A 22,564-nucleotide genomic window follows, 5' to 3' on the forward strand; every position below is an offset into this window, starting at 1 on the left:
GGCGAGGGCGCTTGAGGGGCCTGTCGGAAGGACACCGGCGGCAGGAGGCGCTACACCTGCCCGACCTCGGACAGTCCGCTGCCGAAGCGCTCCCGCAGTTCCCGCTTCAGCACCTTCCCCATCGGCCCGCGCGGCAGTTCGCCGACCACATGGACCGTCAGCGGCACCTGGTGGGGTTCGAGGCGCTCGGCCGCGAAGGCGCGGAGCACCGCACCGTCCGCGGCCGGGTCGGACGTGCACACCACGGCGACGACGGCCTGGCCGAGTTCGGGGTGGGGCACGGCGACCGCGGCCGCCTCGCGCACGGCCGGGTGGTCGTACAGCACGTTCTCGACCTGGACCGAGGAGACCAGCCGGCCGCCGGTGCGGATGGCATCGTTGCCGCGGTCGAAGAAGTACACCTCCTTCCTCGGCCCGAGGTAGGCCAGGTCACCGGTGCGGGTCCAGCCGTCCACGTGCGTCACCTCGTTGAGCCGCGGGTCCAGATGCAGCCGCTTGGGCGCCCTGGTGCGCAGCCACACCTCACCGACCTCGCCGCGGCGCACCGGCTTCCCCGCCTCGTCGAGCAGCCGCAGCAGGGTCCCCGGCCGGGGCTTGCCCACCCGCGTGGGCCGGCTCGGGTCGTAGTCGGTGCCGATGCTGGCGGGCACCGCTTCCGAACCGCCGCCGTACGCGGTCATGATCTCCGCTTCGGGCATCATGTCCAGCAGCCGCTCCGCGTAGGAGCCGGGCAGCTGCGCGGACGCGATGCCGATGGTGGTCACGCTGCTCAGGTCGTACCGGTCGCCGACCCGTGTGTCGGCCATCTGCATCGCGTTCCAGGGGGTGAGCATCACCGAACCCACCTTGTGACGCTCGATCAGGCCGCCCATGAGCTCCACGTCGTCCGCCGGGCACACCAGGATCGGGGCGGTGGTGGTCAGGGCGAAGATGCCGACGGTTCCGGCGCTGAACACCGTACCGAGCGGCATGGGGGTCAGGATCGGGGCGGAGCTGGTGAAGGTCTCCTGCAGCACCGCGCCGGGCCCCCGGCCGTAACTGAGGTTGCCGTGCGGGTTGGTGAGCGGCTTGGCCGGTCCCGTCGTGCCCGACGTGTAGAGGATGTCGGCCACGTCGGACGAGGCGATCGTGACGTCGACCGGGCCGTACTGCCCGCCGTCCAGCTCATCGACCGTGGTGAGCCACCGCAGCGAGGTGCCCGGCGGGACCGCCGGCGGGGCCGGCATCTCCGCACTGTGGATCATGCCGACCGCCTCGGCGTGGCCGAGCCGCCGGGTCAGTTCCGCCGCCTCCAGCGTGCTGTTGAGATGGGTGGCCGCGGCGCCCGCCTTGAGCACCCCGAAGTAGGCGATGGCATAGCCCGACCAATCGGTGCCTTCGAAGAACAGCGCGACCCGGTCGCCCTTGCGCACGCCTTTCGCGATCAGCCCGTGCGCCACGGCGTTGGACCGCCGGTCCCACTCGGCGTAGCCGACGAAGGTGCCGCCCTCCATCGTGATCGGCACCCGGTCCGGCGAACGCTCGGCCAGGATCCCCAGGAGCTCGGGCGCGAACCGCTGCTTGGGGGCGACCGGCCGCACCAGCAGCACCGCGACGAGCAGCGCCGCGGCCCCGAGTACCGCTCCGCCCAGGAACGCGGTGTCGATCCCCTCGGTCAGGGCGGCGGCGGAGTCCGCCCCGCCATGGGCCCCCGCCGAACCGAACACGGCGACGAGCACCGCGAGCCCGGCCGATCCGCCGATCTGCGTCATGGCGTCGAAGAGGCTGGAGGCCGAACCCGCCTCGTGGTCCTCCACACCCGAGACGGCGATCACCGTCATCGGTACGAACATCAGGCCGTTGCCGATGCCGAAGATCAGCAGCGGCCCGAGCAGCTCGCCCAGGTAGCTGCTCTCCGGCGACAACTGTGCCAGCCAGAGCATGGCCACGGTGTTGAGGGCGATCCCCGCGACGAGCGGCTTCCTCTTGCCGTACCGGGCGAGCAGCACCTGTGCCGTGACCCGGGCGCTGATCAGGATGCAGACCATGACCGGCAGGAAGGCCATACCGGTGCGCAGCGGGCTGTACCCCAGCACCACCTGCATGAACAGGGTCAGGAAGAAGAACATCCCCATGAAGGCGCCGGTCAGCGCGAACGCCACGAAGTAGACGCCGCAGCGGGTACGGTCGACGAACATCCGCAGCGGCACGATCGGCTGCTCCGCACGGGCCTCGACGGCGACGAAGGCGACGAGCAGGAGCAGCGCGGCGGCGAACGAACCGAGCGTCACCGGTTCGCCCCAGCCGTACCGGTGCCCGTTGCTCAGCCCGTACACCAGTGCCGCCATGCCCATCGACGACAGCACCGCGCCGGGCAGATCGAACCGGCCGCGGCGGCGTGGCGTCTCCTTGATCGACAGGACGGCGAGCACCGCCAGCAGGACACCCACCGGGACGTTCACGGCCAGCACCCAGCGCCAGGACAGCCACTCGGTGAGCACACCGCCCGCCAGCAGACCGACGATCGCGCCGGCCGACGACATGCCGCTGAACACCCCGAACGCCTTGTTGCGGCGGCTGCCCTGACGGAAGTTGGTGGTGATGAGCGCCAGGACCGTCGGAGCGATCACCGCGGCGCCGACACCCTGCAACGCCCGTGCCGCCAGCAGCATCGCGGCCGAGTTCGCCAGCGCCCCCAGCAGCGAGGCCGCGGTGAACAGACCCACGCCCGCGAGGAAGACCCGTCTGCGGCCCAGCAGGTCACCGGCGCGGCCGCCCAGGAGCAGGAACCCGCCGAAGGCCAGCACATAGGCGTTGACCACCCAGCTCAGCGCACCGGTCGATATGCCGAGGCTGCGCTGCATGCTCGGCAGTGCGACGTCGACGATGGTGGCGTCCAGCACCACCATCAGCTGCGACAGGGCGATCACGGTCAGCGCAAGCCCCGTGCGCTGTCCGGTCCGGGCGGGCCGCGCTGCCCGAACCCCTTGCTTCACTGCCATGGGCCTGTCACTCCTCCGGAGAGCCGAGTACACCTGCGGCTCCCACTGTCCCGAGTGACGGAACGCGGGGCCGCTCACTCGTGAGCAGAACACACCGGCGGAACGCCTTTAGCGTACTTTCCGAACAGTGGCGCCAAGACGTGGGGATGACGGCATGTTTGACGTGATCGTGGTGGGCGCGCGCTGTGCGGGAGCGCCTGCGGCAATGCAGTTCGCGCGCTCCGGACACCGGGTTCTGATGGTGGACCAGTCGGCGTTCCCCGCCGACAAGCTGTCCACCCTCTACATCCAGCAGAGCGGTGTCCTGCAACTGCAGCGCTGGGGCCTGCTCGACGCGGTCAGGGCGACCGGGTGCCCCCCTCTGGGCCACGTCGTCTACCAACTCGGCGACGACATCAGGGTGGAGGGGTGCGCCGACCCGGTGGACGGTGTCACCGCCGCGTACGCGCCTCGCCGCAGCATCCTCGACCGCATCCTGGTGGAGGCGGCGGTCGACGCCGGGGTGGAGTTCCGCGACGGCTGCGCGGTGACCGGACTCGTCGAGGAGGACGGCCGGGTCCGCGGTGTCCGCCTGGCGGCGGACGGGGTCCAGTCCGTCGAACGGGCCCGCCTGGTGGTGGGCGCGGACGGGATGCGCTCGACGGTCGCCGAACTCACCGGCGCGCCCAAGACAGTGGAGCACCCCAAGCTGACCTGTGCCTATTACACCTTCTGGAAGGGACCGAAGACCCACTTCGAACTGTACGAGGGCCCCACGGGCTGGGTCTCGGCGGTCCCCACCAACGACGCGGTACTGATCTCCGCCTACTACCCGCAGCAGCGTTTCACCGAGGTCAGGACCCGGGCCCAGGAGGCGTACCTGGAGAACATCCGGGACAACGCGCCCGGCCTGTACGCCAAGCTGGAGGACGCCGAGCAGGTCGATCGCCTCTACGGCACCGGTGACCAGCAGAACTTCTTCCGCCAGGCGCACGGGCCGGGCTGGGCCCTCATCGGCGACGCGGGCCACCACAAGGACTCCCTCACCGCCCGCGGTATCGGCGACGCCTTCGCCCAGGCACAGATGCTCGTCGACCGGGTCGGCGACAGCCTCGGTTCCGACGAAGCGCTGGACGTGGCGCTCAAGGACTTCGCCGAGGAGCGCGACCTGACCTTCATGGAGAACTACCGGGCGACGCTGCTGGTCGCAGAGGCTTCGGCGCGCGACAAGCGCCGGATGCTGCTCAAAGCGGTGTCGTCGAGCCCCGACCACGTCCGCCGGTACTTCAACACGGTCGCCGGCCTGCGGCCGGTGTCCGAGCTCTACACCCCGGAACTGCTGGCGCTGCTGAAACCGTGACCGGTCGCCCGCCGCGCGGTGGTTCCGGCCGCAGAAACCACACGGCCGGCCCGCCGCGGACGGCGCCGGGGCGCGCTTCAGGTGGCGGGTGAGCGCCCGTGCCGGCGGGTCCGGGTGCTTCAGCCGGCGGGCCGCGCGGGCGGGTGGCGGGTGGTGTCGGCCAGTCTGCGGATCTCGGTGGCGGCGCTCTCCCACGCGGGCTCGGGAAGCTCGTGACCGACTCCGGGCAGGAGCACCAGGCGCGAGCCGGGTATCCGGGAGGCGATCGCCTTTCCCGCTCCGGGCTTGATGAGGGGGTCGTCTTCCCCGTGGAGCACAAGGGTGGGCCGCGTTATGGCGCCGATCCTCCGGCCGTGCCACTGTGCGCCGATCTGACGGCCCTGCGCCTGCTGGTCCCGCACGCCGCCGTCGATGTTGAGCGCGGCGCCTTCCCGGGCCGCCGTCTCGTCGAAGGGGCGGTTCGGCGAGGCGAGGAGACGGGAGACGGCGACGCCGGCCGCGATGTTCCCCTCGGGGGTGTCGGGGAACTTCAGGCCGGCGAACTTCGCCAGGGTCCTCAGCCGGATGTACCGCATGGTCCGCAGACCCGCGGCGTCTCCGGGGACGGAGGCCATGGACGTGAGCGTCCGGACACGGTCCGGGTGTCGTAGCGCGACGCGCTGTGCGACGGCACCACCGAGTGAGACACCCAGCAGATGCGCCGACGACCACCCCAGGGCGTCCATGACCGCGACGGTGTCATCTGCCATGTCCTCGGCGGTGTACGCCTCTCCGCGCTTCCTGAACAGCGCGGAGATGGGGCCTCGGGGGGCGGTGGGCGGCAGGTGGGTCGACTCCCCGCCGTCGCGCTGGTCGTAACGGGCGACCGCGAAACCGTGCGCCGCCAGCATCCGGCACAGCCCGTCCGGGAACCACTGGCGGTTCGCACCCAGGCCTGTGACCAGCAGGAGTGGATCACCGCCCACCCGCTCGGTCCACCGGTCGAAAGCGAGCCGGACCGTGCCGTTCTCGGCCCAGCGGACCGGACTCCACGGGCCGGCCGATGACGAGGACATGGGGCCTCCCATAATTGCGATCAGCGTTCGCGATTTACTATGGGGGATGCGACACGAGGCCGGCGAGGCCGGATGCCGGACGAGACCGGACGAGAGAGGCCGACGACTTGGCGCAGGAACACGTGACGGTCTGGGCGCGGCCCGAACGCGGCGCCCGCGGCCCCGCGGCTGTGCACAGCCGCGCGGAGCTGACCGCTGTCGCCGTCGAGCTGGCGGACCGGAGCGGCTTGGCGGCCGTGTCCACGCGCCAGGTCGCCAGGGCGCTGGGCACGGGTCAGGCGTCCCTCTACCGCTACATCTCCAGCCGCGACGACCTGCTCGACCTGATGACGGACGCGGTGGTGGGAGAGGTCGGCCTCGACGTCCCGCTGGGCGGTGATCCCGTCGAGGACCTGGTCGCCCTCGCGTCCCGGACCAAGGCGGTCCACCTGCGGCACCCCTGGCTGTCCGACGTTCCGCCGGAACCTCTCCGGCTGGGTCCCCGGGGCCTGGACTACCTGGAATACGCGCTGAGGGCGCTGGCCCCCGCGCCGCTGTCCGGGCGGGTCAGGATGGAGATCGTCGCTCTGATGAACGCCCTTGTCGCCCAGTTCGCCCGGACGGAACTTCGGACGAGCGGCGGACACGCGAGCCGCCAGGCGGCGCAGGCCGCCTATCTGGGCGAAGCGGCCTCCCGGGGCGGGCATCCGCATGTCGCGGCCGCCATGGCCGACCGCACCGGGGCGGACCCGGCACAGGTCCCGCGGGACCTGTTCGAACGGATGATGCGACGGGTGCTCGCCGGGCTCATCGCCCCCGACCCTTCCTGACGGGCGCTTCGTCCGGCGCGTCCCGCCGGCCGGGGCGCCCAGGCGCACCGGACCCGGGCCGGGCCTTCGGCGCAGTGGCGGAGGAGGGCGGTGGGGCCGGGGCGACGCGGCCCCTGATCCCCGGCTCCTGTTCGCGCGGCCTGCCGGCGGAACCGACGGTTCACCCTCTGCGCCAGGGCCCCCGCCACCCGGCGCGCGGACTTGGTCGCCGACCGTACGGCGAAGAGTGCCTCGCACGCGGGCGGCCCCCGGGGTCCGCGGTCCTGATCGGCGCCGGCCTGGCTTGATGCTGCTCCCCGGTGGGATCGTTCCTGTACATATCTGGGGGTGGCGGCCTTCGTACGGCAGCTGACCCCCCAGCACCCCGACCCCTTCGACCAGGACGACGTGTCCCTGGCCGAGGAGCTGGCCGGCCGGGTGGCCGTGTGCGTCGACAACGCGCGCCGGTACACGCGGGAGCGCACCACCGCGCTGACGCTGCAGCGCAGTCTGCTGCCGCGGGCGATGACGGCGCAGGTGGCGGTCGAGTTCGCCTCCCGCTACCTTCCCGCGCGCTCCGAGGCGGGCGTGGGCGGGGACTGGTTCGATGTGATCCCGCTGTCCGGGACCCGGGTGGGGCTGGTCGTCGGGGACGTGGTCGGGCACGGCATCCACGCCTCCGTGACCATGGGGCGGCCGCGTGAGGCAGTACGCCACCGAGCAGCTGACCGACTGGGGACTCGACGAGGCGTCGTTCGTCACGGAACTCGTCGTGAGCGAACTGGTCACCACGCCATCCGCTACGGCGGCGCCCCCATTCAGCTGCGGCTCATCCGCGACCGCTCCCTCATCTGCGAGGTCTCCGACGCGAGCAGCACCTCGCCCCACATGCGCCGCGCCCGTACCTATGACGAGGGCGGCCGCGGACTCCTGCTGGTGGCCCAGCTCACCGACCGCTGGGGGTCCCGGCCCTGCGGCAGCGGCAGGACCATCTGGGCCGAGCGGGCGCTCCCCGTGGAGGAAGCCTCGTTCGAAGGCCTCCTCACCTGAAGCCGCTCGCTGTCTCCGCCGCCGCTGTACGTGAAGAGGCCGCAGGCTTCTCTGTACGACTTTCTTGTTATCCGGGGTCTTTCCCGTACGTCTCCTGAGCGTTTTTGGCCCCCACGCGACAACAGGAGCCCCTTCATGGGTCAGGACAACAAGCACCGCGCGCTGAGCCGCCGCAGCCTCCTCCAGATCGGCGGCGGCCTCACGGTCGCGGGCACCGCGGCGCACGGCGACGCGGCACGCGACATCCTCAACGCCTGGCCGACGACGCTCACCACGGTCACCGGCAACGCCGACCGGTTCCTGGCCGCCGGTATCCACGGCTACCAGTTCGCCAACGCCGCCGATCTGATGCGCGGCTGCCCCGGCTTCGACCTCGCCCGGTTCCGGAAAATGCTGCGCGAGGTCTTCTACCCCCCCAACCACCAGTTCCTCACCCGGCACAACGGTGCCTGCGTCACCAACTACTGGGCCGACTGGAACCTGTGCACCATGGCGTCCGTCATGGCGATCGGCATTCTCTGCGACGACACGGCGAAGTACGACCAGGCCGTGGACTGCTTCAAGAACGGCGCGGGCAACGGCTCGATCAGGAAGGCCGTCCCCTTCCTCCATCCGGGCGGGCTCGGCCAGTGGCAGGAGTCCGGCCGCGACCAGGGCCACACCATGATGGGCATGGGCCGGAGGGGCGCGATCTGCGAGAGGGCGTGGAACCAGGGCGACGACCTGTACGGCTACGGCGGCAACCGCTTCACGAAGGCCGCCCAGTACGTCGCCAGGTACAACCTCGGCCAGGACGTGCCGCTCACCCCGTACACCTGGGGCACCGGCACGAACTGCGTGTACCGCGAACAGACCGTGATCTCCGAGGACGGCCGCGGTCGGATCCGCCCGGTGTGGGACCTCCTCCACCACCACTACGCCCGGCGCCGGCGGCTCTCCGTCCCGTACATCACGGCCATCGCCGGCGTCCGGACCGGTCGTGCCGGCCGAGCGGCTGCTGGCCGGTCTCGCGCTGGTGCCGCGCCCCGTGCCGGGTCTGACCAGCAGCGGCGGCCCGAAGGCGGTGATGGAGCACCGGGGTGACACCGTCACCCTCGGCGGACGCGGCTACGTCCTCGTGCGCCGGCAGTTCGTCCCGGCCGAGCGGCCCGGCGCGGTGGCCATGCCCACCTGGACCGGGCTCGACGGGAAGCTCTTTTACGTCGCCTCCGGCGGCGGGCGCCGGATGGACGACCAGCAGCCCTCGGCGGCCGGCCGGCCGCACACCTGGACGGGCTCCCCGGCCACCGGGTTCGCAGTGCTGCCCGCCGGCGCCCAGCAGATGTGGCAGAACGAGTACTACTACGTCGACGGCTCGGTCACCCTGCACCAGAACGAGCGCGGCGCCGACTGCAACCTCGTCGTCATGCCGGTCGCCCGCGAGGCGGTCACCGAGGACCTGCTGCAACCGCCGGACCCGGCGAAGGCGCCGGCGCGGTACGGGTACGTACGCGACACAGGCACCGAAACCGACACCGCGCCGGTCCCGCAGTACGTCACCCGCGCCGAACCGCCGGACCCGGCGGACGTGCCGCAGCGCTCGCGCGTCCGAGCGTCACGGCGGGCCGGCGCGCCCCGGCACCCCGGCGATCCGTCCGCCGGCAACGCCGCCCCCGCGCACCGCGGACCGGCCCTGGCCGGCCTGCGGGCTCCGTGACCGCGGGGGCCACCCGACGGGGCGGGGCTCACCCGGTGCCGTCGGCCATGCCGGCCGCGAGCGTGGTGCCGTCGGCGGGGTCGATGAGGAGGAAGGAGCCGGTGCGGCGCGAGTCGGCGTACGCGTCGAGCGCGAGCGGCTCCGCGGTGCGGACCACGACCCTGCCGATGTCGTTGGCGACCAGCCGGCCGGGATCCGGGTGGTGGGAGAGGTCGTCCAGCGTGAGCCGGGACGGGATGTCCTGGACGATCGCCTTGACCGTGCGGGCGGTGTGTTTGACCAGCACCCGTTGCCCGGCGGTGAGCGGCCGGTCCGCGACGTGACAGACGAGGGCGCCGAACTCCCGCGAGACCGCGGGCGCGGCGTCGGCCGGGGCGATCAGATCGCCGCGCGAGACGTCGATGTCGTCGAGGAGCCGTACGGTCACCGACTGCGGGGCCCGGGCGGCGTCCACGGCCCGGCCGAGGACGTCGATGGCCTCGATGGTGCTGGTGCGGCCCGACGGCAGCACGGTCACCGGGTCGCCCACCCGGAACGCCCCGGCCGCTATCTGGCCTGCGTAACCCCGGTAGTCGGGGTGCTCGGCGGTCTGCGGCCGGATGACGTACTGCACCGGGAACCGCGCCGGTTCGTCGTCGGGCAGGTGACCGACGGACACGGATTCCAGGTGTTCCAGGACGGTCGGCCCGCCGTACCAGTCCATGTGCGCGGACGGCTCCACCACGTTGTCGCCGGCCAGTGCGGAGATCGGGATGACGGTGATCTCGGGAATCCCCAACGCGGCCGCGTAGGCCGTGAATTCACTGGTTATCGTGGCGAAGACGGGCTCGGCGTAGTCGACGAGGTCCATCTTGTTGACGGCGAGCACCACGTGCGGGACGCGCAGCAGGGCGGCGACGGCGGCGTGCCGGCGGGTCTGCTCGACGACGCCGTTGCGGGCGTCGACCAGGACGACGGCCAGCTCGGCGGTGGAGGCGCCGGTGACCATGTTCCGGGTGTACTGCACGTGGCCGGGGGTGTCGGCCAGGATGAACCGGCGGCGCGTGGTGGCGAAGTAGCGGTAGGCGACGTCGATGGTGATGCCCTGCTCGCGCTCGGCGCGCAGGCCGTCGGTCAGCAGCGCCAGGTCCGGCGCCTCCTGGCCGCGCTTGAGGGACGCCGCCTCGACGGCCTCCAGCTGGTCGGTGAGGATGGACTTCGAGTCGTGCAGCAGCCGGCCGACGAGGGTGGACTTGCCGTCGTCGACGGAGCCGGCCGTCGCGAAGCGCAACGTGTCGATCGTCATGGTTAGAAGTACCCCTCGCGCTTGCGGTCTTCCATGGCGGCCTCGGACATCTTGTCGTCGGCGCGGGTCGCGCCCCGCTCGGTGAGCCGGGAGGCGGCGATCTCGGCGATCACGGCTTCGAGCGTCGTGGCGTCGGAGTCCACGGCGCCGGTGCAGGACATGTCGCCGACCGTGCGGTAGCGGATCAGCCGTGTCTCGACCCGCTCGTGCTCCTTGGGCCCGCCCCACTCGCCCGCGGTCAGCCACATCCCGCCCCGGGCGAAGACCTCGCGCTCGTGGGCGTAGTAGATGCCCGGCAGCTCGATCTTCTCGCGGGCGATGTACTGCCACACGTCCAGCTCGGTCCAGTTGGACAGCGGGAAGACGCGCACGTGCTCGCCGGGCGCGTGGCGGCCGTTGTAGAGCTGCCACAGCTCGGGGCGCTGGCGGCGCGGGTCCCAGGCGGAGAACTCGTCGCGCAGCGAGAACACCCGCTCCTTGGCGCGGGCCTTCTCCTCGTCGCGCCGCCCGCCGCCGAACACCGCGTCGAAGCGGTGCTGCTGGATGGCCTCGGTCAGCGGCACCGTCTGCAGCGGGTTGCGGGTCCCGTCGGGCCGCTCGCGCAGCTTCCCGGCGTCGATGTACTCCTGCACCGAGGCCACGTGCAGCCGCAGCCCGTGCTCGGCGACCGTGCGGTCGCGGTACTCCAGCACCTCGGGGAAGTTGTGCCCGGTGTCGACGTGCAGCAGCGAGAAGGGCACCGGCGCCGGCGCGAACGCCTTCAGCGCCAGGTGCAGCATCACGATGGAGTCCTTGCCGCCGGAGAAGAGGATCACCGGCCGCTCGAACTCGCCCGCCACCTCGCGGAAGATGTGCACCGCCTCGGACTCCAGGGCGTCCAGGTGGCTGAGCGCGTACGGGCTGTCGGTGCCCTCGCCGACGGTTGCGGAGGTCGTCGTCATCAGGCCAGGCCCCTCTCGGTGAGCAGCGCGTGCAGCGCGGCTGCGGACTCCTGCACGGTCTGCCGGTGCGACTCGATGCGCAGGTCGGGCGAGGCGGGCGCCTCGTAGGGGTCGTCGACCCCGGTCAGCCCGGAGATCTCACCGGCCGCCTGCCTGGCGTACAGACCCTTCACATCGCGTACGGAACACACCTCCACCGGCGTGGCGACATGCACCTCCAGATAGGGCGTGTCACTGCCCTGGTGGCGCTTGCGGACGGCCTCACGGCTGTCGGCGTACGGCGCGATCACCGGCACCAGGGCGGTGACGCCGTTGCGGGCGAGTACCTCCGCCACCAGGCCGACGCGCTGGACGTTGGCGTGCCGGTCCTCGCGGCTGAAGCCGAGGCCCGCCGAGAGGAACTCGCGGATCTCGTCGCCGTCCAGCACCTGGACACGGCGGCCCTCGGCCTGCAGCCGTCCGGCCAGCTCGTAGGCGATGGTGGTCTTGCCCGCGCTGGGCAATCCGGTCAGCCACACCGTCGCACCTGGACGGCAGGTGCATATTCGTTGCTGTTCCATCGGGTCCTTTCCGTTGGTGGCCGCGTCGGCCGCGGTCGTGTGCCCGTGATTCTCAGCTGACGGACTGTGCGGCGTCCTTTTCGATACGGGGCGGCGCCGGCTTCTTCCCGATGGCGCTCTCGGCCGATCCCTCGCGGGGCAGTTGGAGGGTCAGGACGCCCAGGATCACGGCGGTCACGGCGACGACGACGTAGTACCACATGAAATCGCCGGTGACGTTCTTCAGGAATCCCGCCGTGTAGTTGCCCACGATTCCCCCGACTCCCTGGGTCACGTTGGTGACGCCGAAGATGACCGTCGCCGCTGCGCCCGAAGCCGACTTCGACACGTACGCCGGCACCAGTCCGTAGATCGGGTAGAAGGCGAGCGCGAAAAGAACGCCCGAGACCATCGGGAGGAAACCGACCGGGGCGACCACCAGCAGGAGAGAGGAGGTGAAGAAGAGCGCGTAGCACATCACCAGTGAGGCGCGTACGCCGATCCGGTCGGAGAGCCAGCCCACCGCGAATCCGGCGAACATCCCGATGACGCCGATGGCCCCCCAGACCTGGGCCGCGAAGTCGATGTCGAATCCCAGACCTTCGCGCAGGTAGGGCGAGAGGTAGTTCTGGAACGGCATGCAGGCGAATCCGTTCAGGAACTTCATCGTCCAGACGATGACCACCCAACGGACCAGCACCATGCGCCAGCCGGCCCGGGCGCTGTTGTTCTCACGTCCGCCGTCGTTCCGCGGTACGCCGTCGTCGTCCGTCGTGCCTGCGGTGCCGGACGCCTCCTCCTCGCGGCGGAAGAGTCCGAGCCGGTGGAAGGTGAAGGCGGCCACCATGGTCACCATCAGCGTTCCGAACCCGACCGAGTACCACAGCCCCCGCCAGTTGTCGTTCTGCACGAAGCCGGGCACCAGGAGGCTGTTGACGAAGACGCCGTAGCTGGTTCCGCTGGACACCAGCCCCAGCACCTTGCCGCGGTGCCGGTAGTCGATGACCCGGCCGACGATCTCGACCAGCGGTACGTACACCGAGGCCGCCGTACCGCCCATGATCGTCAGCAGAATCCCGATGAGGACGATGCTGTCGCTCACCGGCAGCAGCACCAGGCACAGTCCGCACAGCGCGACCGATCCGATGACGACCTGGCCGCCGCCGATCCGGGTCGACAGCCACGTACCGAGCAGGGCGAACAGCAGGAAGCCGAGCTGCCCCGCCGCGGTGATCGTCCCGACCACGGTGTAGTCGAATCCGAGGTCCTTGCGCATGTCGGTGACGAGCTGCGCGAAGAGGTAGAAGCCGAAGCCGTACGTCGCCGCCACGAAACTGGTCAGCAGTACGGTCGCGAGGAAACCGGCGACCGTTTTGGAACGCTTGCTGTCGGCGTTCTTGTCACTCACCACTGGTGTGGGCCTTTCTGACTGCTTCATGACTCGTGCCTCATGGATTACGGCTTCCGGGCGACGTGGATGACGAAATCCACTTCGTCGAGGTCGAAGTTCTCCTGGAAGTCGCCGAAGTTCTGGATCGTGTCGAAGCCGGCGTCGATGAGCAGGGACGAGAGCTCGTCGGAGAGAACGGGATACACCTCCAGGTGGTGTGTGCCACCGTCCGGGAAGTCGTACTGGAATCGGCACAGCCGCTCGTCGATGTGCGCGACGGTGACGGTCGCCCCGGTCCCGCAGTAGTAGTAATTGCCGGTGCTCTGGTACCGGTGCCGGCGGATCGCGTCGAAGTTCCGGTGGTCGACGATGAGGATGCCGCCGGGATTCAGTGCCTCGTAGAACTCCGCGAGCACGGCCCGGCGGTCGGTCTCCTGGAACAGGTGCGGGAACGAACTGCCCAGACAGACGATCGCGTCGTAACGCCCGTCGACGTGCTCCCGCAGGCTGCGCCAGTCGGCCTGGATGACGCGGAAGGACTGTCCGTGCTGCTCGGCGTTGCGCCGGGTCTGTTCGATCATCTGCGCGCTTCCGTCCGCCGCGGTGACGTCGAAGCCGTGCTGGGCGAGGGTGACCGAGTGGTAACCCGTGCCCGCCGCCACGTCGAGCACACGACGGGCCTCGGCACCGTTCAGGAGCTCCATGAAGAAGTCCTGCTCGCTCGCCCGGCGGCGGTCCCAGTCGATCAGCTGGTCCCAGCGGTCCACGAGGGTGGACACGTACTGACCCTCGAAGTCGTCCGGGGTGGTCGCTCCGGTGGCGGGGGCTGTGCCCGCGACCCGGGTTGCGGGTGTGGTCATGATGATCCTCCGGCTCTCTCTGGCGGTGCGAAGACTCCGCGGCCGTACGGGCGGGCCGTACGGCCGCGGGACTGGCGGATGGGCGGACGGCCGGGGCCGGATGCCCCGGCCGGCGCTTCGGTTCAGCTGTACTTCGCCGCGAACGACCGGTATTTCAGGGCGAGTTCATCGGCCCATTCGGAGGCGTCGCCGAGTTTCATGGTCAGGCACTCGTAACCGAGCAGCCGCTTCATGACGGCCATCTCGCGCTCGGTGAAGTGCACCGTCCCGTCGTCGTCGATGCGGTCGATGCCGTCGGCGCGCTGGCACTCCTCGTTGATGCGGACCGCCTTGTCGGGCCCGAGGCCGTCGGGCAGGTCGAGCGTGCCGCCGTCCCGGTGGACCCGGACCGGGTACCCGCCGGGCAGGCCGCCCGGTGCCGGGGCGTGGGCCAGCACCCCGCTGTCGGCCGCCATGCCCTTCAGCACCCGCACGGCGGACGAGGCGGTGAGCAGCTGACCGTCGATGCCACCGATCCGCTTGAGCCGGTCGTCGAGCTGGGCGAAGAGCGCGCCGTGATCCACCTCCACCGTCCCGGGCCGGCCCGCCACCGTCACCGCGAGGTGGTACGCACCCTGCCCGGCGTCTCCGAAGCGCGGCACGTAGTGACTGAAGTAGTGCTGGGCGGTGAGCCGGAGCTCGACCTGGGAGGGGTGCGCGTCCAGCAGGTGTGCGGCGGCCAGGGTGAGCGCGGGGACGATGTTGGCGACATTGCCCACGCCGATCGTCGGTGCCAGGGCGACCTTGCCGAGGACCGGGCCGACCGCGTCGGGGAACGCGGCATTCACGACCTTGGCGTCGATGCCCGAATCCCGTACCGCCTGCATCAACAGGTGGTTGAGTGTCAGGTGCATCGGCAGCCACGGCCCGAACTGCGCCTCGTCGAGCTCCTCGAAGACCTCCTTGGGAAGGGCCGTGATGACCCGCCAGGACTGGAGCGAGCCGCCCATGAAGATGATGTCGGGGCGCACCCTGGCCAGGGTCTCGGCCGTGGCGTCGACGTCACGGAGATCGACATGGACGGTGTCGACCGTGCCGTGCAGGCCGAGGTTGGTGGCGGTGAACAGCGCCAGGTTGCCGCGCCTGCGTATGGCCTCGGTGTCCCGCCCGGCCAGCACGACCCGGTTGGTCGCCGGATCGCTCAGGAGCATGCTGAGCACCTTGGCGCTCAGGTCTCCCATGCCCAGCAGCATGATGAGGGGCTTGTCGGAACCGCCGGTTGAGGAAGTCATGGGTTCGCCTCCAGGACGTACGGAGAGGGGAGTCAGCGCGGGTAGGAGCCGTTGTCGGCGCGCAGCAGGGCGCCGGTCAGCGTCCGGGACCCGTCACTGAGCAGGTACGCGCACACATCGGCCACGTACTCGGGGAGGATGTCGCCGTCGAGCTGCTCCTGGCGCTTGTACTCGGCGTAGCGGTAGTCCGGGATCCGGTCCGCGATGGCCGTGTTGACGATGAGGCCCGGCGACACGACGTTGACGCGGATGTAGGGGGCGAAGTTCATGGCGTTGGACTTGGTGAGACCGATGACGCCGGCCTTGACCGTTCCGTACAGGGCGTCGGAACTTCCGACTTCTCCCGCGACCGAGGCCAGGTTGACGATGGCGCCGCGCCGCTCGGCCGGCAGCAGGTGGCCCGCGAACCGCCGGGACAGCCACACCGGACCCTTGATGTTCACGGCGATGACCCGCTCGATCGTGGCGTCGTCGTACTCCCAGACCGGCTGCCCGAGGTAGAGACCGGCGTTGTTGACCAGGCCGTCCACGTCCGGGTGTGCGGCGATCACCCGGTCCATGAAGGCGTCGCATTCCTGGTGCGAAGCGACGTCGGCGACATGGGTCTCCAGCGCCCGGCCGCGGTGCTCGTCGGCCAGCGACTTCAGGCCCGGCTCGTCGATGTCGCAGGTGATGACGGTTTTGCCGGCGTCCAGGAGCCGGCCCACCAGGGCCCGCCCGACACCGCTGGCGCCACCGGTGACGATGACAGTGCTCACGCTCATGTGGAGGCCTCCTCGGCCGGCTGAAGCCGGTACTGGTCCAGGTGCTCGTAGAAGGGGCGGCAGTGGCGCTCGAACGCGCGCAGGCCGGGCCGCGTCTCGTAGGTGAAGCGGTATGCGCGTTGCGGCCTGCTGAAACCGCTGCTGGCGGCGACGTCCGTGTGCCAGCCGCTCCAGGTGGTCCATTCGGGCTGCTCGCCCGCGGACCACCGCAGCGCTTCGGGGAGGAAGGGGATCCCGACCGCGGCGCAGTAGGCGGCGATGGTGGCCTCGGGGCGGGCGGCGAGGTCCGCCGCGTTGATGACGACGGGCGTGGTGCCCGTCAGCTCCCGCACGAAGTCGAAGAACCGGGCCAGTTGTTCGTACCCCAGCACCTCGCGGGTGAGTTCGGGGTGCACGGTGGCGTGGGAGAGGACGGCTTCCTCGGGGTCCCGGATCAGGAAGGTGTTCACCTGGCCGAGCAGGTAGGCGGAGTCCTCCAGCAGGTGGTCGAGACAGTGGTACGGGAAGTCCTTGTGGAAGACGGGGCGTTCGAGCCGGGCGGCCTCCATCATCCGCTTGATCTCCGGGTAGGTCAGCGGATGGTCCGGGTCCGCGTTCTTGTGCGGAATGGCGGCACGCTCTTCGTGCATGAAGAAGACGTAGGCGAAGGCTTCATGGAACACCTTGAAGTCGCCCCGCTCGATGAACGAGCGCTCCAGCGCGGTCGACATCGACCTGGGATGGCTCCAGAGCGCGATGGACTGGTGCATACGACACCTCCTCGGTGACGGGGGGCTGGGGGGACGCGGGCCGGCAGGCGGCTCAGGTCAGCAGCAGGGGCCGAGCGGAGGCGGTGATGGTCTGGAACTGGTGCGCGACGAAGTCGATCAGCTTCCTCGTGTTCGCCATGACTTCGGCGTACGTCGAGATGAACGGCCCGTAGTGGGCGAACTCCTCGGGGTGCATGCCCGCCGGGTCGTACGCGCGGTGGAACGACGGCAGCCACATCAGCTTCTCCAAGACGTCCGCCGGCACCTCCTGCTCGATGGCACGGGTTCCGAAGACCGGCAGCTCGCTCTCGCGGCGCATCACGTCGGCGATGAACTGGGGCTTGCAGGTGTAGACGACCGCGCCGCCCGCGCTCTCCTCCAGATGCATGCTCAGTGTGCTGCTGCCCTGGGCCGGGTCGTCGACCTCAAGGCTGGAGAGCAGCGGCTTGAGGGGGTGGCCGTTCTCCCGGATGAGCGTGTGGATGCGTTTGAGTACGGCGACTTCGGCCCAGCGCAGGTCGGTCCGGGAGAGTTCGATCTCGCGGATGGCCGCTTCGTAACGGAGGTCGTTGTTGGCGCCGAAGCGCCCGATCATGTGCGTGAAGACCGCACGCCACCGTCCGGTGTCGATTCCCTGGTCGTGCGCCTGCTTCAGCCCGGATTCCACCGCCTCGGCGCAGGCCGTGAACTGCGGAACCGTGTAGGAGAGCGTGGAGTTGACGGAGATGCCGCGGGCCACCAGCTGCCTGACCACCTCGTAGCCCTGCTTGGTGCCCGGCACCTTGACCATGAGGTTGGGGGAGATCCGGGCGATGCGCAGCGCCTGTTCCAGCATGAGGTCGGCACGGAGCATGTGGCGCGGGTCGAGCTGGCCCGACACCCAGCCGAACTCTCCGTCGGTGGCCTGCCACATCGGCAGCATCTCGCGCGCGGCGCGGCGCAGCGCCTCCTCGTAGACGAGGGAGAACGTGCTCTCCACGTCGGGGGCCAGCTGGTAGCGGATGAGCTCCTGGATGTCGTTGCGCCAACTGTCCGGCGAGGCCAGGACGCTCTGCGCGACCAGGGAGGGATTGGTCGTGATGCCGCGGACCAGCGAACGGTCGGGTGTCGCCGGACACAGGAAACGGTCGAGCTGCTCCTGCCAGCGCTCCCTGGTGCCCTGGTCGGGCGCGGTGGCGAGTTGGCGGTCGCGCCACCGGGGGAAGTCGAGCGGCGAGGAATCCCACCAGATCTCCGCCGACCCACCGGCGTGCTGCAGCTCTTCAAGAACACTCGGCATACGAATCGTCCCTTTCCAACTCGTTCTCTCCGGAGGGCAAGGCAGTCGTCATCGGGCAGCGCGGGCGGCCGGGCCCCGAGCTGCCCACCGGTCCAGCAGGGCGGGGAGTTCCCTCATCGAGTCGAAGGCGACCGCTCCCTCGGCCGCCAGGTCCGCCGCCGTCCCGTTCTCCCGCGGCGCGTAGGCGAACACCGACATGCCGGCCGCGAGGCCCGCCCGGACACCGACAAGGCTGTCCTCGACGACTGCGCAGTGCTCGGCGGGCACTTCGAGGTCGGCCGCCGCGTGCAGGAACAGGCCGGGGTCCGGCTTCCACACGCCCACCTCGTACGCGCTGTAGATGCGGTCCTGGAAGTAGGGCAGCAGGCCGGTCAACCCCAGGGTGTCGAGGATCTTCTCGCGCGGTGCGCTGGACGCCGTGCAGAAGGGCAGTTCGAGCCCCTCGATGACCTGCCGCACGTGGGGGACCGGCAGCAGTTCGGTGGCGAACAGGTCCGCTGACCTGCTGCGGAACCGCGGTACGAAGCCGACCGGCAACGCCCTGCCCAGCCGCGCCTCGAGCTGTCCGACCCACTCCGCGACCTTTCGGCCCCGGATGAATTCGAGCGCCTGCTCCGATGAGAAGTCAAGTCCCTCTGTGCCTGCCATCTCCCGCATGACCCGCGAGCTCAGTGTCTCGCTGTCGACAAGAACGCCGTCGCAGTCGAATATGACCAGACGTTTCGTCATGGGAACCCTTTCATCGCTGCGAATGAGCCCCGCAGCAGGCTTCCGAACCTTCAGTCGGCGGGACTTGCACAGCAAAGCAAAGCGTTCTATCGATTCACTCACCGCTCGGTATCCCGGCAAGCAGGAAAGGGGATAAAGGTGCTCAATTCGGGCGCGGATGACAGAGTCGCAGGCACTGCCTGGACCTGTCATTCGGGTGGGACTAGCTTTTACTCGGGACGCGTGGTGATCACCAGATCTCAAGCATCGACATCCCTGGTCTCTGTTGATCGCCTTTTCCGTCGGATTCGTGATCAGGCATCTGCGCGAGAGGGAGTTCAATGAAGTTCGGAGTTCTCGGCCCTCTGTCCCTGACGGACGGAGACGATTCCCTGCTGCCGTCCGCGCCCAAGACGCGTCAGCTCCTGGCGCTCCTCCTGCTGAGTGCGAACTCCGTAGTGACGCTGGACACCTGTGTCCAGGAGTTGTGGGGCGAAGCCGCACCGCGCAGCGCTGTGCAGAGCGTGCACACCCGGGTGTTCCAGATGCGCCAGGCTCTGGCCGGCGGCTCTTCCGGAAGGACGACGGGCGAGAGCAAGCGCATTCTGGAGACGCACCACCAAGGTTATTCGCTGCGGGTCGAGGACGGGGCTCTCGACCTCCACACTCTCGACCAGTACTTGACGGATTTCCGGCGAGCGCAATCGCGCAAGGACGACCTTCTCGTTTCTTCGGCTCTTCGCTCGGCGCTCGGCCTTTGGCGCGGGCACACCCTGCTGGACGTACAGCAGGGGCCATGCATACAGGCGTATGTCACGGGAATAGAGGATCTTCGGATGACTGCGCTGGAGCAGTGCATCGATGCTGAACTGCGACTGGGCATGCACCACCAGCTGCTCTCCGAGCTGAGCACCCTGGTGTCCCGGCATCCGGTGCACGAGAACCTGCACGCTCAATACATGATCGCGCTTTACCGGTCGGGCCGTACCGCGGAATCCCTGGAGGCGTATCACCAGCTCCACAAGAAACTGACCGACGAACTCGGCATCGAACCGTCACATCGGGTCAGGCGGCTGCAAACGGCCGTACTCACCGAAAGCGCGGAACTTGATGTCACCGCGTCGGACAGCATGGGCCTTTCGCTGGGTCTCATGACCACCTGCTAGCAGAAGTCGACCCTACTGACGGAGGAGGAGAGCGTACGTGTCAGCCGTACACGTGCACTCGGTACCCGGCCCTGCCGAGGGCGATGCCCGGCGCGTCCGTCGGTTCGAGACCCGCATCGCCGTATGCGCCGGCGGTGGCGAGGTCTGCGACGGCTGGGTACTGGGAGTGGTCGGCGCCGCACTGCCGCTGGCCCGGGACGACCTTCGGCTCTCGGCGCTGGAAACCGGGCTGGTGGGATCTGCCTCGCTGGTCGGCCTGTTCTTCGGAGGTCTGGTCTTCGGCTGGCTCACCGACAAGATCGGCCGCCAGAAGATGTACCTCATCGACCTGCTGGTCTTCCTTGTCGGCTCTCTGCTCCAACTCGTGGTCCAGGACGCGGCGCAACTGCTGCTCGTACGGCTCGTCATGGGCGCCGCGGTGGGTGCGGACTACGCCATCGCCGGCGCCCTGGTCGCGGAATTCGCGCCGGCGAGGAGAAGGGGGCGGCTGCTGGCCTCCCTCATCGTCTTCTGGTACGTCGGCTACACCCTGGCGACCGCGTTCGGCATCGCCATGACTTCCCTGACCGACGACGGCTCCATATGGCGCTGGATCCTCGCCAGTAGCGCGATCCCGTCCCTCGTGGTGCTGCTGGCGCGGTTGGGCACTCCGGAATCGCCGAGCTGGCTGGCGAGCAAGGGACGGGTGGCGGAGGCGGAGGCGGTCAGTGAACGCTGGCTCGGCCGGAAGCTCGCACGGCCCGAGACCGGCACCGAACAGGTGAAGACGAGCCACCGAGCGCTGTTCTCCCCGCCCTACCTTCGCCGGACCCTGTTCACGAGCCTGTTCTGGCTCTGCCAGGTCACACCGTTCTTCGCGATCTCCACCTTCGCGCCCCAGGTGCTGGGCCTGCTCGGCGCCCCGAACGACGGGATCGGCGAGCTCCTGCTCAACGCCTTCCTGCTGGTGGGATGTCTGACCGGGATGGCCGTCATCAACCGGGTGAGCCGTCGCAACCTCCTGATCTGGCCGTTCGGAGTCACGGCCGGCGCCCTGCTCGTCCTGGGGCTGTGGCCGCACGCCCCCCAAGGGGCCGTAGCCGTCTGCTTCGGCGTCTTCGCCCTGTTCCACGCCGGATCCAGCGTGCTTCAGGCCGTGTATCCCAGCGAGGTGTTTCCTACGGAGATCCGGGCCACCGGAATCGGCTTCGCCGCCGCGGTGAGCCGTATCGGAGCGGCTTTCGGCACCTTTCTCATTCCCCTGGGACTCCAGGCGTGGGGCGTCAGCGCGGTCATGCTGTTCGGCTGCGCGCTCTCCGTGGCAGGCGCGCTGGTGTCGATCGCCTGGGCCCCTGAGACCAGCGGTCTGTCCCTGGCCCGGGTGAGCCGCCCGGACGCCCCGCACGGACCGGCAACCCCTGCCGACGTCCCCCTGAACCAACTGTGATGAGGAGTCCCATGTCCCGCCGTCTGTTCACCTCGGAGTCCGTGACCGAGGGCCACCCCGACAAGATCGCTGACCAGATCAGCGACACGATCCTCGACGCGCTCCTGCGGGAGGACCCGGCCTCCCGGGTCGCCGTGGAGACCCTGATCACCACCGGCCTGGTGCACGTCGCCGGCGAGGTGACCACCAAGGCCTACGCGGACATTCCCACGCTGGTGCGCAACAAGATCCTCGAGATCGGTTACGACTCCTCGAAGAAGGGCTTCGACGGCGCCTCGTGCGGTGTCTCGGTGTCCATCGGCGCGCAGTCCCCGGACATCGCGCAGGGGGTCGACACGGCGTACGAGACCCGGGTCGAGGGGTCCGCCGCAGGTGACGAGGGAGACGAGCTCGACCAGCAGGGCGCGGGCGACCAGGGCCTGATGTTCGGGTACGCGTGCGACGAGACCCCGGAGCTGATGCCGCTGCCGATCCACCTCGCGCACCGGCTGTCCCGCCGTCTGTCGGAGGTGCGCAAGAACGGGACGATCCCCTACCTGCGCCCCGACGGCAAGACCCAGGTCACCATCGAGTACGACGGTGACAAGGCCGTCCGCCTGGACACGGTCGTCGTCTCCTCGCAGCACGCGTCCGACATCGACCTGGACTCGCTGCTCGCCCCCGACATCCGCGAGTTCGTGGTCGAGCACGTACTGAAGGGTCTTCTCGAGGACGGTATCAAGCTGGACACCGAGGGTTACCGTCTGCTGGTCAATCCGACCGGGCGTTTCGAGATCGGCGGCCCGATGGGTGATGCCGGCCTGACCGGCCGAAAGATCATCATTGACACGTACGGGGGCATGGCCCGCCACGGCGGCGGCGCGTTCTCCGGCAAGGACCCGTCCAAGGTCGACCGCTCGGCCGCCTACGCGATGCGCTGGGTCGCCAAGAACGTCGTGGCGGCCGGTCTGGCCGCGCGCTGCGAGGTCCAGGTCGCGTACGCGATCGGCAAGGCCGAGCCGGTCGGTCTCTTCGTCGAGACCTTCGACACCGCCACGGTCGAGGTCGAGAGGATCGAGAACGCCATCGGTGAGGTCTTCGACCTCCGTCCGGCCGCGATCATCCGCGATCTCGACCTGCTGCGTCCGATCTACGCCCAGACCGCGGCGTACGGCCACTTCGGCCGCGAGCTGCCCGACTTCGCCTGGGAGCGCACCGACCGCGTGGACGCCCTGCGCGCGGCTGTGGGGCGGTGAGCTGTGCCGGAGCATCGCGGGCGGTGTGCCGCGGCCGAGGGC

General features: G+C 69.8%; 18 protein-coding genes and 2 pseudogenes. 8 read left to right on the forward strand and 12 right to left on the reverse strand.

Translation table 11 applies throughout. The features are described from left to right. Positions 1-50: 50 nt before the first annotated feature. Entirely contained in the window at positions 51-2,981 is a 2,931-nt protein-coding gene (locus BN1555_RS31160; protein WP_093802494.1) for a DHA2 family efflux MFS transporter permease subunit, read from the reverse strand. A gap of 154 nt (positions 2,982-3,135) precedes the next feature. Here BN1555_RS31160 and BN1555_RS31165 point away from each other — a divergent pair, with 154 nt between their 5' ends. Beyond that, positions 3,136-4,320, forward strand: coding sequence for an NAD(P)/FAD-dependent oxidoreductase (locus BN1555_RS31165; RefSeq protein WP_093802495.1), 1,185 nt, complete (start codon positions 3,136-3,138; stop codon positions 4,318-4,320). A 119-nt stretch (positions 4,321-4,439) separates the two neighbouring features. Here the strand turns inward: BN1555_RS31165 and BN1555_RS31170 are convergent, their stop codons facing one another. After that, complete coding sequence (locus BN1555_RS31170) at positions 4,440-5,375, reverse strand: alpha/beta fold hydrolase (protein WP_093802496.1); 936 nt, start codon at positions 5,373-5,375, stop codon at positions 4,440-4,442. A 107-nt stretch (positions 5,376-5,482) separates the two neighbouring features. Between BN1555_RS31170 and BN1555_RS31175 the strand changes: the two genes are divergently transcribed. The 4 genes and pseudogenes from BN1555_RS31175 (at position 5,483) to BN1555_RS31190 (ending at position 8,909) form a co-directional block, all read left to right on the forward strand. Then, positions 5,483-6,184 (forward strand): TetR/AcrR family transcriptional regulator, encoded by a 702-nt coding sequence (locus BN1555_RS31175; protein ID WP_093802498.1) that lies wholly within the window; start codon positions 5,483-5,485, stop codon positions 6,182-6,184. Positions 6,185-6,499: 315 nt separating this feature from the next. After that, a pseudogene (locus tag BN1555_RS31180) lies at positions 6,500-7,213 on the forward strand (ATP-binding protein); the annotation flags it as partial. Between the two features lie 210 nt (positions 7,214-7,423). Then, positions 7,424-8,173: pseudogene (locus BN1555_RS31185) on the forward strand (alginate lyase family protein); the annotation flags it as partial. A 106-nt stretch (positions 8,174-8,279) separates the two neighbouring features. Continuing rightward, on the forward strand, positions 8,280-8,909 hold the full coding sequence (locus BN1555_RS31190; protein WP_093802500.1) for a hypothetical protein: 630 nt from the start codon (positions 8,280-8,282) through the stop codon (positions 8,907-8,909). A gap of 28 nt (positions 8,910-8,937) precedes the next feature. Here BN1555_RS31190 and BN1555_RS31195 read toward each other — a convergent pair whose 3' ends face one another. The 10 genes from BN1555_RS31195 to BN1555_RS31240 form a co-directional block, all read right to left on the reverse strand. Continuing rightward, a complete protein-coding gene (locus BN1555_RS31195) occupies positions 8,938-10,194 on the reverse strand; it encodes a sulfate adenylyltransferase subunit 1 (RefSeq protein WP_093802501.1) in 1,257 nt (418 codons plus the stop codon). Between the two features lie 2 nt (positions 10,195-10,196). Then, complete coding sequence (cysD, locus tag BN1555_RS31200; RefSeq protein WP_093798425.1) at positions 10,197-11,135, reverse strand: sulfate adenylyltransferase subunit CysD; 939 nt, start codon at positions 11,133-11,135, stop codon at positions 10,197-10,199. Then, a complete protein-coding gene (cysC, locus tag BN1555_RS31205) occupies positions 11,135-11,695 on the reverse strand; it encodes an adenylyl-sulfate kinase (RefSeq protein ID WP_093802502.1) in 561 nt (186 codons plus the stop codon). The genes cysD and cysC overlap by 1 nt, the downstream gene beginning before the upstream one ends. A 52-nt stretch (positions 11,696-11,747) precedes the next feature. Then, on the reverse strand, positions 11,748-13,112 hold the full coding sequence (locus BN1555_RS31210) for an MFS transporter (RefSeq protein ID WP_093802503.1): 1,365 nt from the start codon (positions 13,110-13,112) through the stop codon (positions 11,748-11,750). Between the two features lie 17 nt (positions 13,113-13,129). Continuing rightward, entirely contained in the window at positions 13,130-13,924 is a 795-nt protein-coding gene (locus tag BN1555_RS31215) for a class I SAM-dependent methyltransferase (protein WP_093802504.1), read from the reverse strand. A gap of 122 nt (positions 13,925-14,046) precedes the next feature. Beyond that, complete coding sequence (locus BN1555_RS31220; protein ID WP_093802505.1) at positions 14,047-15,195, reverse strand: hypothetical protein; 1,149 nt, start codon at positions 15,193-15,195, stop codon at positions 14,047-14,049. A 32-nt stretch (positions 15,196-15,227) separates the two neighbouring features. Further along, a complete protein-coding gene (locus BN1555_RS31225; protein WP_218058214.1) occupies positions 15,228-15,959 on the reverse strand; it encodes an SDR family NAD(P)-dependent oxidoreductase in 732 nt (243 codons plus the stop codon). Continuing rightward, complete coding sequence (locus BN1555_RS31230) at positions 15,956-16,708, reverse strand: sulfotransferase-like domain-containing protein (RefSeq protein WP_093802506.1); 753 nt, start codon at positions 16,706-16,708, stop codon at positions 15,956-15,958. The genes BN1555_RS31225 and BN1555_RS31230 overlap by 4 nt, the downstream gene beginning before the upstream one ends. 52 nt (positions 16,709-16,760) lie before the next feature. Continuing rightward, entirely contained in the window at positions 16,761-17,987 is a 1,227-nt protein-coding gene (locus BN1555_RS31235) for a transaldolase family protein (protein WP_093802507.1), read from the reverse strand. Between the two features lie 48 nt (positions 17,988-18,035). Further along, entirely contained in the window at positions 18,036-18,716 is a 681-nt protein-coding gene (locus BN1555_RS31240) for an HAD-IA family hydrolase (protein ID WP_176710187.1), read from the reverse strand. A 320-nt stretch (positions 18,717-19,036) separates the two neighbouring features. Here BN1555_RS31240 and BN1555_RS31245 point away from each other — a divergent pair, with 320 nt between their 5' ends. The 3 genes from BN1555_RS31245 to metK are packed head-to-tail and all read left to right on the forward strand — an operon-like array spanning position 19,037 to position 22,522. Beyond that, entirely contained in the window at positions 19,037-19,861 is an 825-nt protein-coding gene (locus BN1555_RS31245) for an AfsR/SARP family transcriptional regulator (protein ID WP_093802509.1), read from the forward strand. 37 nt (positions 19,862-19,898) lie between these two features. After that, positions 19,899-21,287 (forward strand): MFS transporter, encoded by a 1,389-nt coding sequence (locus BN1555_RS31250; protein WP_093802510.1) that lies wholly within the window; start codon positions 19,899-19,901, stop codon positions 21,285-21,287. Positions 21,288-21,298: 11 nt separating this feature from the next. Next, complete coding sequence (metK, locus tag BN1555_RS31255) at positions 21,299-22,522, forward strand: methionine adenosyltransferase (protein WP_093802511.1); 1,224 nt, start codon at positions 21,299-21,301, stop codon at positions 22,520-22,522. Positions 22,523-22,564: the final 42 nt, after the last annotated feature.

It is taken from the genome of Streptomyces sp. Wb2n-11 (assembly GCF_001049855.1).
GTDB lineage: Bacteria > Actinomycetota > Actinomycetes > Streptomycetales > Streptomycetaceae > Streptomyces > Streptomyces altiplanensis.